A 14,699-nucleotide genomic window follows, 5' to 3' on the forward strand; every position below is an offset into this window, starting at 1 on the left:
CAAACTACCTTCACTTCAACACTTCATCCAAACTAGTAGGATTCGCATAACCTATCAGGCTTTCCAACATTTTCTTATCGCCAAAAGCTTTATATAGATAAATAAGCCTGTACAGCTCCTTAGAATGAGGCTCCTTATTGAAACATTCCTGCAATCTGCTCATGCCTTCAACCAAATCTTCCACTTTACCAGAATATTTGGCTCTTTCAAGGTAGTGATAAGCCAACGCTTTCTCTGCAAGGTCTCTGACCAAAAGGCATCCTGATGCTTTCTCTAGGAGCTGTCTAGATATTTCCGGGTTCTTTGATTTTATTGAGCGTAATATAAACTTATCGCCTCTCATGGCACCTGCAAAAGCAACCATTCCTAACAAGCTAAATCCAAGTATTGCTCCTCCCAAAACTCTAACCATGTAGTCTCTTCTTATCGCTGTCCATTCAAAATTCTTAGGTAAAAGTTCCCTGTTCGAAATGGCAAAAGCAAAAGCTACCCATAGAGCATCCTCTATTCGATGGAAAGGCCTAGTCCACAGAGCATCAAACCAGATCAGAAACAACAAGCCACAGGCCCACAAGGCCTCTAACGAAAGAACCTTTTTACTCAACACGGCCCTCATAAAATGCCAAAGCCAAAAGCATCCCAAACCAATTAGAACAAGTCCTCCAAACAAGCCGACTTCACAGAACCACTGAAAAATTTCATTATGTGCCCAAAGAGTAAACTTCCACTCTTTGTCCGGATATACCTTGAGCATCTCCTTTTGAGCTTCTAAATAGTTCCACTTAAAGTGCCCCAGCCCCACACCAGTCAGTGGATGCATCTTGAACATGGTTAGAGCAGTGGCCCATATGCTGTCTCTTTTCCCGACTTCTTCTACCTGGGTCAACATATTGTTGGTCTTTTCCAAAAAGGCGCCACCTCTACCATAAAGCAAAGTCCCAACTAGTGTGCTTGCTAAAATCAATATCAAAATTAATACCCTTTTTCTTAGCTCTCCCTTTATTGAAACCTTATCTATTATCCTTGAGCCCACTAGTAACAAGACCCCAAGACCTGTAAAAAATGAAAGGATTGAGGACCTGCTCGTGGTATTCCATAATCCCCAACTCAAGACAATCACCAATGCTACGTTAGCCAACAATAAGGCCTTATATATCCATTTAGACGGAGATTTGTACCTCCTGAATAAAAACAAAAAACCAGATGAAAAAAGCATCATGGCCACCCAGAGGCCCAACATGTTCTGCTGCCCTGTGTTCCCTATATACTTTCCTGGTGTAGGTAATATAAAGTGAAATGTACCACTGAGCCCTCGAAACTGAAGTTCAGCGAAAAGAACATTTAAAGCGGCATTTAAAGATCCGAACCATAACAAAACATCCAGTTTTTTGCCATCAAAATCGTGATAAGAAAGGAGATAAGTTACCCATAAAGCTGTAAAGAAAAACCACTCTCTAACAAAAGTTGGAATGGAAGTTATTGGAGCCCACAGAGGCTGTAGAGTCAAAAACAAAATCAAGAAAAGCCAAACCACACCAAAGGGCTCCATTTCCAAGCTTAATTTCTTCTTTCCTTTTATCAACATATTGGCTCCTGCCAACACAGAGGCTATGCCAATAGGTATAAACGCCACCGCCCATTTCATGAGATGCAGTGACTGATACCAACTTGCACCTGAAAAAATAATATTCGGAATCGTTAGGGAAACAAAAAGACATAAAAACAGAATTGTTTGATTTATCAGCTTTGCAGTACTTTTTCCTTTAATCTTTAATGATCCATTTAATGAGCGCCGCAAATCCTTACCTCCTTGAAACTTGTACCTAATAAGATTCAAAAGCCTTGTTAACAAACCTTGCGTATTCCTTCTGGAAAATAAGGTTTACCGTGCCAGTTGGTCCATTCCTGTGTTTGGCTAAAATGACTTCTGCAGTGGGATCTTCCAACTCCCCACTAGGAGATTCATAGTATCCTGGCCTGTAAAGCAATATCACCAAGTCCGCATCTTGCTCTATGGCTCCGCTATCCCTGAGATCCGAAAGTTGAGGTCTCTTCTCGTTCCTCTGCTCTACTGCCCTTGAAAGTTGGGATAAGGCCATGAGGGGCAAATCTAACTCCCTTGCGACTGCCTTTAAAGAACGAGATATCTCCGCTACTTCCTGCTGTTTGTTTTCGATTCTTTTGGGCAAATGCATGAGCTGAAGATAGTCCACTATTATCAAACCCAAGCCATCTTTTACGTACTGAGATTTAAAACGGCGGCTCCGGGCCCTGAGCTCCAGTGTTGAAAGGACAGAGCTATCATCTATAAAAATAGGCGCACCCGAAAGTTCGCCTGCGGCCTCTGCCAAGTCGTGCCAGCTGCTTTCATGGAACACCCCAGTTTTTAAATCGTGTATGTTTATTTTTGCTCTAGACCCCAACATCCTTAAAACTAGCTGTTCAGCACTCATTTCTAAACTGAATATCAAAACTGGAATGGAATGCTCAACAGCAGCATTAAGGGCTATCCCCAAAGCAAAGGCAGTTTTCCCCATGGACGGTCTTGCCGCCAAAATATTTAAGCTTCCAGGCTGAAAACCGCCAGTTAAACTCTCGAAATCATTAAATCCTGAGGGCACACCATTGACCTTAGCAGAAGGTGAATGGAATCTCTCCTCTATATTCTTAAAAGTTGGCGCAAGAACATCGCTTATTCTTCTAAAAAATGCCTTATTGCCACTTTGTGTTACCTCAAATACAGCCCTTTCTGCCTCATCCAAGATTTCCTCTAGTTCTTTATCCTCTGCATATCCCATCTTTGCTATTTCTGTTCCAACCTGAATAAGCCTCCTATGTACAGCCTTATCCTTTACGATCCTGATGTGGTATTCCACATTCGCGGTTGTAGGAACAGCATCGACCAGTTCGGCTATAAAAGCTTGCCCTCCTACCGACTCGAGAAGATTCTTTTTAGATAGTTCCTCCATTACGGTCAAGGGGTCCACTGCCTTGGATTTAGAGGACATCTCGCAAATAACATCAAAAACCAGCCTATGCACCGCATCGTAAAAATCATCGCTTCTTAATGAGTCTACAGCCAGCGTCAAAGCATCAGCGTCCAACAAGCAGTCCCCCAAGACTGCCCTCTCTGCTTCAAGGTTATGAGGTGGAACTTTTTCAAAAAGCTTATCTGCCAACTTATTCTGCCTCCACCAACATGGTCATTTGGGCTTCTACCCCTGGATATAACTTTACGCTAAATGAGTATTGGCCTATTTCCTTTACATTCCCTTCAAACTTAATGTCTTTCTTGCTTATTTTTACTCCAAGCTGCTCTTCCAGTGCCTTAGCTACATGAGATGATGTAACACTTCCAAATAGTTTTCCTTTGTCACCAGCACTTACTGAAATCTTCACAACTTTACCATTTAGCCTTTTCTGCAAAGCCAAAGCTTCTTCTTTAAGCTTCTTTTCCTTTAACGCTAGGGACTTCTGTTTCTGTTTCCACTCCGCCAGCTTTGCGGGAGTCGCCTCTTCGGCAAGTCCTCTAGGTATCAGGTAGTTTCTCCCATAGCCATCAGAAACGTCTATCAGTTCACCTTTTTTACCTAATTTGGGAACATCTTCAAGCAAAATACATTTCATGGTACATCTACCTCCCTATTTTAGCCCTTAAATCAATCCACATATCTATAATACCTAATATTAAAATAATTTGCGTTAACAAAGGGAATAAAACAACTATCCCTACCAAAACTAGCCTAATAATCTTTTTGATTTTTTTATACGACATATAAAACCAAAAAACAGACAAACCCTGTAACATCAAAAGACCGCTGGAAAGAAGCCTCAAGTTTAAACCTATTCGCAAAAAAAGTTCTGGAAAGCTGCCACTAAATCCCATAAAGCTCAAAACTCCGGAAAGCAAGAAAACCCAGAAAATGCTTTTAGGGAAAGACCAACGCCCAAAAGGCCTTATAGGGGGCAATTCATTGCTACCCAATCTACGTAAAACCAATCTACTCACACCATAGCTCAAAAAACAATCCACCGCCGAAGCCATTATGAGCAAGGCTGGAAATATTTTAGGGATCATAGCCAGCGTAGCCGCCATCTGCGCTCTTGCCGTATTTAAAGCTTCTTTTGACATCCCTATGTCGTTATAAATTGAGGCTACTTTATCTATTATGGACATCATTTCTTCTGGGTGAACATCAAAAGGATTGACTCCTGTCAGTTTCGCCAAGATAATCATCAGAAGCAATTTGCCACCAAGGGATATTAGAACCCCATATAAAATGATCTCAACTGAGTTTCTATAGCGCTTGGAAAGGAAACCCAATCCTACTCCAAGAACACCAAAACTCAGCACAAAAAAGAAAGCCCCACTAATACCCACAAATAGACTGACAAGAATCGTCGCAACAACCAAACCTAGCAAAGCTCTCGCCAAGTTGTGGCGCAATCCCAAAACAACTAATGGCGCGGGACACAAAAAAGCAAACACCATACCCACTACCGGAAGAACATAGCTTGCAAGAAAAAGCACTACTGCAAGTGCTATTAACAAGGAAGATTCTACAATTTCTCTAGGCCTTTTCATAACTCCTCCCCTTGGCTGTTTTCTTATTATCTTCACTACAGTCAAGGGGAGAAGCTCGCACTTCCCCCCTTGATAACAACGATCCAATACCTTTGAACAACCTTCTTGCTTGTATCTTTTAATTATTCAGCTATATATGGTAGCAATGCCATAAATCTGGCGCGTTTTATAGCTGTGGTGAGCTGCCTCTGGTGTTTAGCACATGTGCCAGTGACCCTACGGGGGATAATCTTACCCCTGTCACTCATGTACTTCTTGAGCTTATCTATATCTTTATAATCAACTTTTGTTACCTTATCCACACAGAAAAAACATACTTTAGGTCGTTTTCTTCTCTTTCTACCTTGAGGATAGGCCATAATTAACCTCCTTTACAAGAATCAACTTATAATCTAAAAGGGTATATCTATTTCTCCTTCTTCTTCTGAATTTGAGGACACTTCCGAGAAATCCATGGGGAATTCAACACCAAAATCTTTTTCCCTCAGGCTTCCTACTCTCTTTTCAACTGAAGGAGAATTTGCATCATCAAGCTCGACGCTATCTCTTTTGGCACCTAAGAATATAACTGATTGAGCTACTACTTCAGTAACCCACTTTTTTTCTCCACTCCCAGTCTCATAGGTTCTAACCTGAATCCTGCCTTCCACAAGAACCGGGCGACCTTTTCTAAGATAGCGCTCACAATTTTCGGCTTGATTTCCAAACACAACAACAGGTATGAAATCTACCTGTTCTAAAACCTCTCCATCCCTGCTGCGGCCGATCCTGTTAACCGCAACAGTCAACTTAGCAACAGCCTGGTTAGATGTAGTATATCTAACCTCGGGGTCCCTTGTAAGGTTGCCCATCAAAATGACTTTATTGAATCCACGGGCCAAAAATATCACTCCTTAGTCCTCATTGAGAACAACCATGTGACGCATCACTTGCGAGCGGAGCTTCATAATCCTCTCAAGCTCCGCAATCTGAGAGGGATCCAGCTTAAACTCAAAAACAGCATAATATCCTTCTGTTTTCTTCTTGATAGGATAAGCCAAGGCCTTTTTACCCCAAACATCGACTTTACCTATCTCTCCTCCCAGGTTTCGCACGACCTCTTGCAGCTCTTCAACAAGAGCCTTATGATCCTCAACTTCAGGCTCAAGAATAACCATCATCTCGTATGGTCGCACGCTATTCACCTCCTCCCTTTGGACTTAGGTCTCTCTTAATATTAGAGAGACAGGGAAACACAGATATGTATTATACGCTACGGGCTATCTTTGGACAACCCATCGGCAGAAACTATTTCTATTTTATAAAATTTTTCACTAGGGAAAGTCATATTAAACTGTTCCCTCGCCAACCTGGCTATCCCCTCTGGGGTGCTGTAAAATTTTAGTTTTTCTTCCATTTCCTGATTTTTCCTGCTCAACTCTACCAGGTACTCCATTTTTGAGTCTAATAGTCGCGAGAGCCTTTTTATCTTTCTTATTTCCATAAAGTACGCTGTCCCCATTATTGCAACCAGGCATACTATGGAAGCAAACAAAAGGACCCAGCGCAACCTAATCATGGCTACATCTTCTCCGGAGCCGACACCCCTAAAAGTTTCAGCGAGTTAGCTATCACAACTCTACACGCCTCCACCAAGCACAGCCTGGCTTTTTCGAGCTCTGGCTCAACTCCCAAAACTCTGTGGGCATTATAGAAACTATGAAAAGCACTAGATATATCATACAAATAAAACGTCACCCTGTGAGGCGCCAGTTCCTCTGCGGCTTTAGCCATTTCCTCAGGGAAAGAACCTATCTTCCTGATCAAAGAAACTTCTTCTTGCGAACTAAGCAAGGAAAAATCCACGCTCTCTAAATTTTCAGGCATTGACACTCCTCTAGATTTTGCTTCCCTGAATATGCTGTGTATTCTGGCATGAGCATATTGAACGTAAAAGACGGGGTTCTCATTAGTACTGCTTTTTGCCAAATCCAGATCGAAATCAAGATGGCTATCGGATCTTCTCATGACAAAGAAATACCTTGCTGCATCGACACCGACTTCCTCCATTACTTCTCTCAAAGTCACAAATTCTCCTGAGCGGGTAGACATAGATACTTGTTTCCCGCCCCTCAAAAGATTGACAAATTGTATAAGGAGCACTTGCAAATCCTCAGGTGATCTACCAAGAGCTTGCACAGCAGCTTTCATCCTTGGGATGTAACCATGGTGATCCGCTCCCCACACGTCTATCACCATGTCGAACCCTCTATCAAACTTGTTTTTATGATACATAATATCAGACATGAAATAGGTAGGAGCACCATTGCTCCTTATAAGAACTCTGTCTTTATCATCTGAAAAAGCAGTGGCCTTGAACCACGTGGCACCATCTGCTTCATAAGCGTATCCGTTGCTCTTCAACGTCTCCAACGTTCTTTGAAGCAAATCGCCTTCATACAATGATTTTTCAGAAAACCACATATCAAAATTGACGCCAAAATCCGCCAAATCTTTCTTTATGCCTTCCAATATTACTCTGCAGGCATAATCCTTGAAGTAGGGCAATGATTCTTCGGGAGGAATTTCCAAAAAACGATTCCCTTCCTCATCAAGTATTTGTTGTGCTAATTCATATATATACGCCCCTTTATATCCATCTTCAGGGAAGGGAGCCTTTCCTGGTTCGCCACATATTTCAAAATATCTAGCCTGAGTGGACTTACCCAAAAGGTCTATTTGCAGACCAGCATCATTTATGTAATATTCCCTTTGCACATCCCACCCTGCGAAGGCCAAAATGTTAGCACACACATCTCCAACAGCAGCACCTCTTCCATGGCCAACATGTAGAGGTCCAGTAGGATTCGCACTTACAAACTCAACCTGAACTTTCCTTCCTTTTCCCACATTCACTCTGCCAAAATCAGGGCCGTCCTTGATGACATTAATCAACAGCTCTGATATCCATTTTCTAGAAAGGGTAAAATTAATAAAGCCTGGCCCCGCAACCTCTGCCTTTTCTATATACGGATTACTTCCCAACTTATTGACAATGCCCATAGCTAAATCTCTTGGCTTCTCTCCAAACACTTTCGAATACTGTAAAGCGATATTTGTAGCCCAATCTCCATGTTCCTCTCTTTTAGGTCTTTCGACTTCTACTTCCACTGACTCCTCAATCTTAATACCTCTTTCGTCGGCCAATTCAAGTACCGCATCTCTTATTAATTCCCTCAAAATATCTGATGGTCCTGTCATCATTTATATTCTCACCCCGCTTAAGGTTTTTTCTGGAGGGGAACAGTTAAATCCTGCCACCTCGCATACCTGGTCATTAAGGCCCTCAAAACATCAAGCTTTTCCTCCGATAAAGGAGGTCTGGAAACAATCAGCTTGGTCCCACCTTCAAGCTTCAATCCCTTATCACGCACTTTGATATCTTCTATAAAGCTTATCCCCTCTTTTTCATAGGACTTGACATTTGGCAAGGTTAAAACCTTATAGCCTTCGGGCAACCTCAGTTTTAGACTCTGCTCAAACACAAAGGGATGTTTTATCTCGACACTCTCCTTCATATTGGCAAGCTCTTCCTGCCAAGGCATGAATACCATGGGCCAGCGCAAAAGCAGTCTTCCCTCATTTGCTATCCCAATATTGACGTTCACAGGTAAATCTATATTAAATGTCAAGCCTTTAGACTCTATTTTAGCTCCTCTCAAATCAATGCCCGGAACGTTTCGAAACTTTACATGCTCTAAAAATTTCTTAATACCTTCTTCAGTAAGGCCTTTTTCTAACAGATCAGATACCCAAGCTCCCGAAGCTTTTATAGACAACACGCCTTCTGCTCTGCCATCGCTTTCCAAAGACAAATTCCAGAGAAAAGAAAGTTTATGTTTTTTTGCAGGCCGAGCATCTATAGTTTCATTTATTATCTCTCCATCCTTTAACCCCAAAATAGTTCTCCCATACAACTCTGGTGTAACTATCCCAGGGCTTGTAAACTGCCCAAATTTATAAAAGAAGTCTTTACCTCCCGGAGGCACAACATGAATAATTGGAGCCTCCCACAACGCCAACGTACCAGGCACCTCGTCCTTTGTGCCCACCGCAGGTAAGAAAAATATGCTTACCTTCCAACCTATTTGCTCTAAAAGTTTCCAGGCCAATCCAGTAGCTTGCCAAGGTGTCAATTTACCTTTTTCAAAAAGGTAGCCTGTTGGCAGTGCCCCCGAAATATCCAAACTCTTTAAAATTTTAGAATTTAAATCACTCAAAACCTTTAAACCCACTTCCGCACCCTTAAACTTACGAGCATTACCTTCAGCATATTCTGGCAATAACCTTTTTGCTTCGTTTCTCAAATACTCGTAACCCGATTCTAAGGCTCTCTTTGTTCCTTCTCGCATGCTAAAAACAATAACCGGCTCATTATTAACGAAAACAGAATTCCACTTTTTGGAGCTAGAATCAATCAAAGTCCACTCATATCTATCTTTTAAGGTTCCCTTTTCCATAGTTGGGGCATCTACACCTACGGTCTTCCAATAAAAATTACTTCCCTTAGGGATTTCCACAATTACTCTCTGCTCCCATTGTGGTAAGGATAACGACAAATCTACCCTATCCTCAATGTTTACTCGTCTAGGCCATATTTGCTTAAACCCCAGGACCATAACATTGCCATTTAAACTATTGGGAACCCTCACTAAAACTGGAGTTTCCCTTTCTCCAAAGGCAGATGCGGGAAGCAGGGGCAGGGCTTTTTTAAACGTATCTCGCCTAAAAAGAGAAGCCTCCAAAATCTCCAGTTTTCCTCCTTCAGGTGGAGTTATTTCAAGCTCAGGCCAAACTTCAGAAAGGCGAGTAACTTCCTCTACCACCAAAAAAGTCGTACGTTCCATCGAGCCGTCAGCTGCAAGGTTATATTTTATCTCCCTCAATAAAATTAACCCTTCTGTCTTATCGAATAAATCGGAAGAAGGGGCTTCTGTAAGCAATCTCAGCAAATCCTTCTCCACATCCAAAGCTTTAGCGGTAGGAGCTAACCCAAAAACCAACAAGAAAAGCAAAACTAACAGCAGCGGCTGTTTAAAAGAAAATAACCTCTCCATCTTATATCTGTCCTTTCTGTCTTTAAAACGCATCTACTTACCCTTTCCGCAGCAATGTTTGTACTTTTTTCCACTACCACACGGACATGGATCGTTCCTACCCACTTTGGGGCCCTTTCGTATAGGCTGACTCTTACCCGTCTGGGCTCCACCTAGCTCTTGGGCTTTTCTTTGGGTAGGAGTCATCATTCCTATGGGCAATAAATCTTTACTTTCTTTTATTTTACCGGGGCCTTTAGATTCTTCTTCTTTGACTACAGAAACTCTGAACAGGTATTCCGCTATATTCAACCTGACCCTTTCTGTCATCTCGGTAAATAAATTGTAAGACTCAAATTGATATTCCAGTAGAGGATCCTTCTGCCCTATAGCTCTCAAGCCTATACCCCTTCTGAGTTCGTCCATAGCCAATAAATGTTCCTTCCACGCACTATCAAGCACATGAAGAAAAATAAACCTTATAACCTCGTTCGCTGTAGCATCTCCCATTTCAGTTACTTTCTTCCTAAACTTTTCCTTCAATTTACCTATTATCTTTTCAGAAACGGTCTCTAATTCTTGAGGATCCTTAACTTCCAGGAGGGGTTTTTCCACCCCAGGCCCAAAAACGCCTTTAAGCTTTATTGATACTGCCTCTATTTGGGGTTCTCCCCCATCTGGAAATACGCCTGACAGAATGCTCTTAACGGCATCCTCTATGATCTGTACAGCCCTTTCAGTAAGATCCTCTTCGATCAGTATGTTGCGCCTTTCCTCATAAATTGCCTCCCTTTGCTGGTTCATCACATTGTCATACATTAAGAGCTGACGTCTTATGTCGAAGTGATACTGTTCTACTTTTTTCTGTGCTGATTCTATAGCCTTTGATATCAGACCATGCTCTATGGACTCTCCTTCTTCCATTCCCAACTTTTGCATCAATCCATCAATTCGGTCTGAACCAAACAAGCGAAGCAAATCATCCTCCAAAGAAAGATAAAATCTGCTACAGCCAGGATCTCCTTGCCTTCCACTTCTACCTCTAAGCTGGTTATCTATCCGCCTAGATTCATGCCTCTCGGTACCTATAACCTTTAATCCACCTAATTCGACTACCTTTTCGTGTTCTTTTTGGCACTCGGTTATCTTTTCTTTCAATATTTTTTCATACTCTTCTTTATGTTCTGAAAGGTCCAATCCCGCTTTTTCCATTTCCTCTCGAGCGAGAAATTCCGGGTTCCCTCCAAGAATTATGTCTGTACCTCTACCTGCCATGTTGGTAGCAACAGTGACGGCGTGCAACCTACCAGCTTGTGCTACTATATAAGCCTCCTTTTCATGATACTTAGCGTTCAGCACACGATGAGGGATCTTTCTGGCTTTGAGTATTTTGCTCAGGCGCTCTGAATTTTCTATGGAAGTAGTGCCTACTAAAACTGGTTGGCCAGTTTTATAAGTTTCTTCTATCTCGTCCGCAACTGCAGCGAATTTCTCTTTTTTTGTCCTCAATATAACATCAGGATAATCCTGGCGTATCATAGGCCTATTTGTAGGAATAATCACTACTTCAAGCCCATATATCTCCTTAAATTCCTCTTCCTCAGTAGCAGCTGTTCCTGTCATACCCGCTATTTTGCGATACATTCGAACATAGTTCTGCAGCGTTATGGTCGCTAATGTCTGGTTTTCTCTTCCGATGGGCACTCGTTCTTTTGCTTCTATGGCTTGATGCAAACCATCAGAATACCTGCGCCCAAACATAAGGCGCCCAGTAAACTCGTCAACTATAACTATTTCATTATCTTTAACAACATAATGAACATCTTTTTCAAACAGATAATGTGCCTTCAGCGCTTGAACAACTCTGTGCCCTAACTCTGAATTGTGATACTCAGTAAATAGATTCTTCACCCCAAGCAACTTTTCACATTCTGCTATCCCATCTTCTGTAAGGGCTACATTGCGTTCCTTTTCATCTATCTCGAAGTGAATCTGAGGCTTAAGGCGAAGTGCTACATCATTGGCTTTTTTATATATTTCCACATTATCTTCCGACGGACCAGAGATAATCAATGGAGTCCTTGCTTCATCGATTAGGATTGAATCCACCTCGTCAAGGATTATGTACTCGTGGCCTCGCTGAACTAACTGGGATGAGTGCAGTGCCATGTTGTCCCTGAGATAATCGAACCCAAATTCAGTGTTGGTACCATATGTTATATCTGCCAGATACGCTTCTTTCCTCTCCTGGTTATCCATGAAAGCATAAATTACACCTACGCTGAGTCCAAAGAAATTATAGATGGGCTTCATCCACTCAGCATCTCTTTTGGCCAAGTAATCGTTGACCGTAACAACGTGAACTCCTTTGCCTGAAAGGGCATTTAAAACTACCGGTAGTGTAGCAACTAGCGTTTTCCCCTCACCTGTTTTCATCTCAGCTATCTTGCCCTCATGAAGGGCAATGCCGCCCATAAGCTGCACATCGAAATGCCTTAAGCCAAGGACCCTTTTTGAAGCCTCCCTCACAGCAGCAAAAACTTCCGGAAGCATTGAGTCAAGGCTTTCTCCTACCAAGGCTCTTTCCTTAAATTTGTTCCCTAAAGCAGAGAGTTCTTGATCCGACAGTTTCTCCATTTCAGGTTCCAAACGATTTATTGCTTCCACTATTTTTCTGTATCTTTTTAAATGCCTTTCATTCTTATCAAAGCCAAGCTTTTTTATCAGAGTCTCAAACATACTATTCACCTCTACGAAAATAACAAACAAAATCATGCATCAGATTTTCATTATAGTGCCCTCTCATAAAGCAGTCAAAAAAGCGGGACCTTTTGAGGTCCCGCTTTTCCTAATTATCGAACAGGCCATCTATGTTGCTATAGGTTGAATGGTTCCAAATGGGCAAGGAAGTGATGTATACCCTCTACTGGGGGTGCGTATTTAACTTTAAGTCCATATTTTACCTGATCCCTTCTCTTATACACATCTATTATCTTCCTAGCCACGTATTCTAAATGGCTGTTCGTATAAGTCCTCCTGTTAATAGCAAGTCTGTAAAGTTCCAATTTGGGCAGCTTCAATTCCCCCGTCTTTTCGTCCTTGGTGGCGAAAGCCAAAGCTCCCAACCCTATACCTCTTATCGCACCTTCCCTGTAAACTTCTATGGACAAAACATCGGCTGGGAAATATTCCTGGGGGATGTGAGGGAAAAATGCCGCGGCATCTATGAATATAGCATGTCCTCCAGCAGGTTTCACAAAGGGAACTCCGCCTTCTTCAAGCATCTCACCAAGATAACGGACTTGAGCTATCCTGTGAGCCATATATTGTTCATCTGTCATTTCCCTGAGCCCTACAGCCAAAGCTTCCAAGTCCCTACCGGCAAGTCCCCCATATGTCGCAAACCCCTCATAGAGAATAACCCGTGGCAACAGAGTATGATACATCTCCTCCGTTCTACAACAAATCATGCCTCCTATATTGACGAGAGGATCCTTCTTGCACGAAACAGAGATACCATCCGCTGTCTCCATCATCGCCTTTATAATTTCCGCTAAACTCCAAGATGAATATTCTTTTTCTCGCATCTTAATGAAGTAAGCATTTTCTGCCATCCTTGCAGCATCAAGGAAGAAGGGGATATTATACTTCTTGGCCATAGCGGAGACTTCCTGTAAATTTTTCAAGCTTACTGGCTGTCCACCACCAGAGTTGTTAGTCACGGTCACCATTATAAGAGGAATAGAGTCTTTGTTTTCCCTTATAACCCTTTCAAGCTTCCTAATATCCACATTGCCTTTGAAAGGATAATCACTCTCCGGGTCAAAAGCTTCATCAATCACGCAATCCACCGGCGTTGCTCCATTATTGAATATATGGGCACGGGTAGTATCAAAGGGCATATTGAAAGGCACTATATCCCCTTTTTTGACAAGTGTCCCAAAAATAACGTTTTCTGCTGCCCTACCCTGATGTGTAGGAATTACGTAATCAAAACCCAACACTTCTTTTACAGCATTCTTGAGCGCGAAGAAGCTGTCAGCTCCTGCATACGCTTCATCTCCACACATCAAAGCTGCCCATTGGTACTTACTCATGGCACCTGTGCCTGAATCAGTCAAAAGGTCAATGTAAATATCCTTTGATGCCAATCCAAACATGTTGTAATGGGCTTTTTTTAGCGCTTCCTCTCTTTCTGCCTCATTTGGAACCCGTACAGGCTCCACCATCCTTATTCTAAAAGGTTCTGGTTGAATCGGAGAAACCATAACAAAACCCTCCCTGTTTATTTCTCATCTTCTGCTCTTCTGGAGGTCTAACTGGTCTCTCTCCACTTATCTGCCTATAAGCCATATTATAACATTTAAAATCTCGCAACATGGAATATATATAAGTGATGATACATTAATGGGGACTTGCTATCCACCGAAAGGGAAACACCTAAAAAATATCCTTCAATTTCCAAAAGTAATCTATCCCGGATGCCACAGTAATGAACATCGCTAAGACCATAGCAAAAAAACCACCAGGGAGGTTAAAGATTACGATTAGAATAGCTAAAATTTGTATGATCGTCTTGGCCTTACCCCATTTTGATGCAGCCACAACACGCCCCTCAGATATAGCCACCATCCTCAATCCAGTAACGAAAAATTCCCTCGAAACTATAACTACAACTATCCATGCCGGTAGTCTCTGCAGCTCAACTAAAGCTATAAGAACAGCAGTTACCAGAATCTTATCCGCTAGAGGGTCAACCAACTTGCCAAAATTTGTTACGAGGCCTTTTTTCCTGGCTATGTATCCATCCACTGTATCAGTCAAAGCAGCAATTATAAAAATAACGCCTGCAAGCAAATCTCCATATGGCAACCCTAAAAAATCTCCCCATTGAATCCGCAGCGTTAAAATCACCATGATAAGCGGCGCCAAAAACACCCTCAGCAAGCTTATAGTATTTGGCAAGTTGAGCGTTGTCATTACAGTCCCTCCTCTAACCATAAGAGGGCCGCTTTAATGCGGCCCTCTTAACTTCTAGT

13 protein-coding genes are annotated in these 14,699 nt (G+C 42.1%); all 13 read right to left on the reverse strand.

Annotated features, from left to right (window positions below):
• Window positions 1–10 precede the first annotated feature (10 nt).
• The 13 genes from H0Z23_RS01905 to pgsA all read right to left on the reverse strand — a co-directional run bounded on the left by H0Z23_RS01905 (window position 11) and on the right by pgsA (window position 14,640).
• Entirely contained in the window at window positions 11–1,798 is a 1,788-nt protein-coding gene (locus H0Z23_RS01905) for an O-antigen ligase family protein (RefSeq protein ID WP_296867270.1), read from the reverse strand.
• A gap of 25 nt (window positions 1,799–1,823) precedes the next feature.
• Complete coding sequence (gene dnaB, locus H0Z23_RS01910; protein ID WP_296867271.1) at window positions 1,824–3,179, reverse strand: replicative DNA helicase; 1,356 nt, start codon at window positions 3,177–3,179, stop codon at window positions 1,824–1,826.
• 1 nt (window position 3,180) lies between these two features.
• The gene (rplI, locus tag H0Z23_RS01915; RefSeq protein WP_296867272.1) at window positions 3,181–3,627 is read right to left on the reverse strand and encodes a 50S ribosomal protein L9; all 447 of its coding nucleotides are present in this window, start codon (window positions 3,625–3,627) and stop codon (window positions 3,181–3,183) included.
• A 7-nt stretch (window positions 3,628–3,634) separates the two neighbouring features.
• Window positions 3,635–4,585, reverse strand: coding sequence for a YybS family protein (locus H0Z23_RS01920; RefSeq protein WP_296867273.1), 951 nt, complete (start codon window positions 4,583–4,585; stop codon window positions 3,635–3,637).
• Between the two features lie 122 nt (window positions 4,586–4,707).
• The gene (rpsR, locus tag H0Z23_RS01925; protein WP_296867274.1) at window positions 4,708–4,944 is read right to left on the reverse strand and encodes a 30S ribosomal protein S18; all 237 of its coding nucleotides are present in this window, start codon (window positions 4,942–4,944) and stop codon (window positions 4,708–4,710) included.
• A 33-nt stretch (window positions 4,945–4,977) separates the two neighbouring features.
• Window positions 4,978–5,466, reverse strand: coding sequence for a single-stranded DNA-binding protein (gene ssb, locus H0Z23_RS01930; RefSeq protein ID WP_296867275.1), 489 nt, complete (start codon window positions 5,464–5,466; stop codon window positions 4,978–4,980).
• 12 nt (window positions 5,467–5,478) lie between these two features.
• Complete coding sequence (gene rpsF, locus H0Z23_RS01935) at window positions 5,479–5,760, reverse strand: 30S ribosomal protein S6 (protein ID WP_296867276.1); 282 nt, start codon at window positions 5,758–5,760, stop codon at window positions 5,479–5,481.
• A 77-nt stretch (window positions 5,761–5,837) separates the two neighbouring features.
• Entirely contained in the window at window positions 5,838–6,143 is a 306-nt protein-coding gene (locus H0Z23_RS01940; RefSeq protein ID WP_296867277.1) for a septum formation initiator family protein, read from the reverse strand.
• Window positions 6,144–6,145: 2 nt separating this feature from the next.
• Complete coding sequence (gene argS, locus H0Z23_RS01945) at window positions 6,146–7,825, reverse strand: arginine--tRNA ligase (protein WP_296867332.1); 1,680 nt, start codon at window positions 7,823–7,825, stop codon at window positions 6,146–6,148.
• Window positions 7,826–7,845: 20 nt separating this feature from the next.
• The gene (locus H0Z23_RS01950) at window positions 7,846–9,714 is read right to left on the reverse strand and encodes a hypothetical protein (protein WP_296867278.1); all 1,869 of its coding nucleotides are present in this window, start codon (window positions 9,712–9,714) and stop codon (window positions 7,846–7,848) included.
• On the reverse strand, window positions 9,715–12,399 hold the full coding sequence (secA, locus tag H0Z23_RS01955) for a preprotein translocase subunit SecA (protein ID WP_296867279.1): 2,685 nt from the start codon (window positions 12,397–12,399) through the stop codon (window positions 9,715–9,717).
• 137 nt (window positions 12,400–12,536) lie between these two features.
• Window positions 12,537–13,928: a tryptophanase gene (locus H0Z23_RS01960; RefSeq protein WP_296867280.1), complete on the reverse strand. Its 1,392-nt coding sequence runs from the start codon at window positions 13,926–13,928 to the stop codon at window positions 12,537–12,539.
• A gap of 172 nt (window positions 13,929–14,100) precedes the next feature.
• Window positions 14,101–14,640, reverse strand: coding sequence for a CDP-diacylglycerol--glycerol-3-phosphate 3-phosphatidyltransferase (gene pgsA, locus H0Z23_RS01965; protein ID WP_296867281.1), 540 nt, complete (start codon window positions 14,638–14,640; stop codon window positions 14,101–14,103).
• Window positions 14,641–14,699: the final 59 nt, after the last annotated feature.

The organism is Thermovirga sp. (assembly GCF_017656375.1).
Lineage (GTDB): Bacteria > Synergistota > Synergistia > Synergistales > Thermovirgaceae > Thermovirga.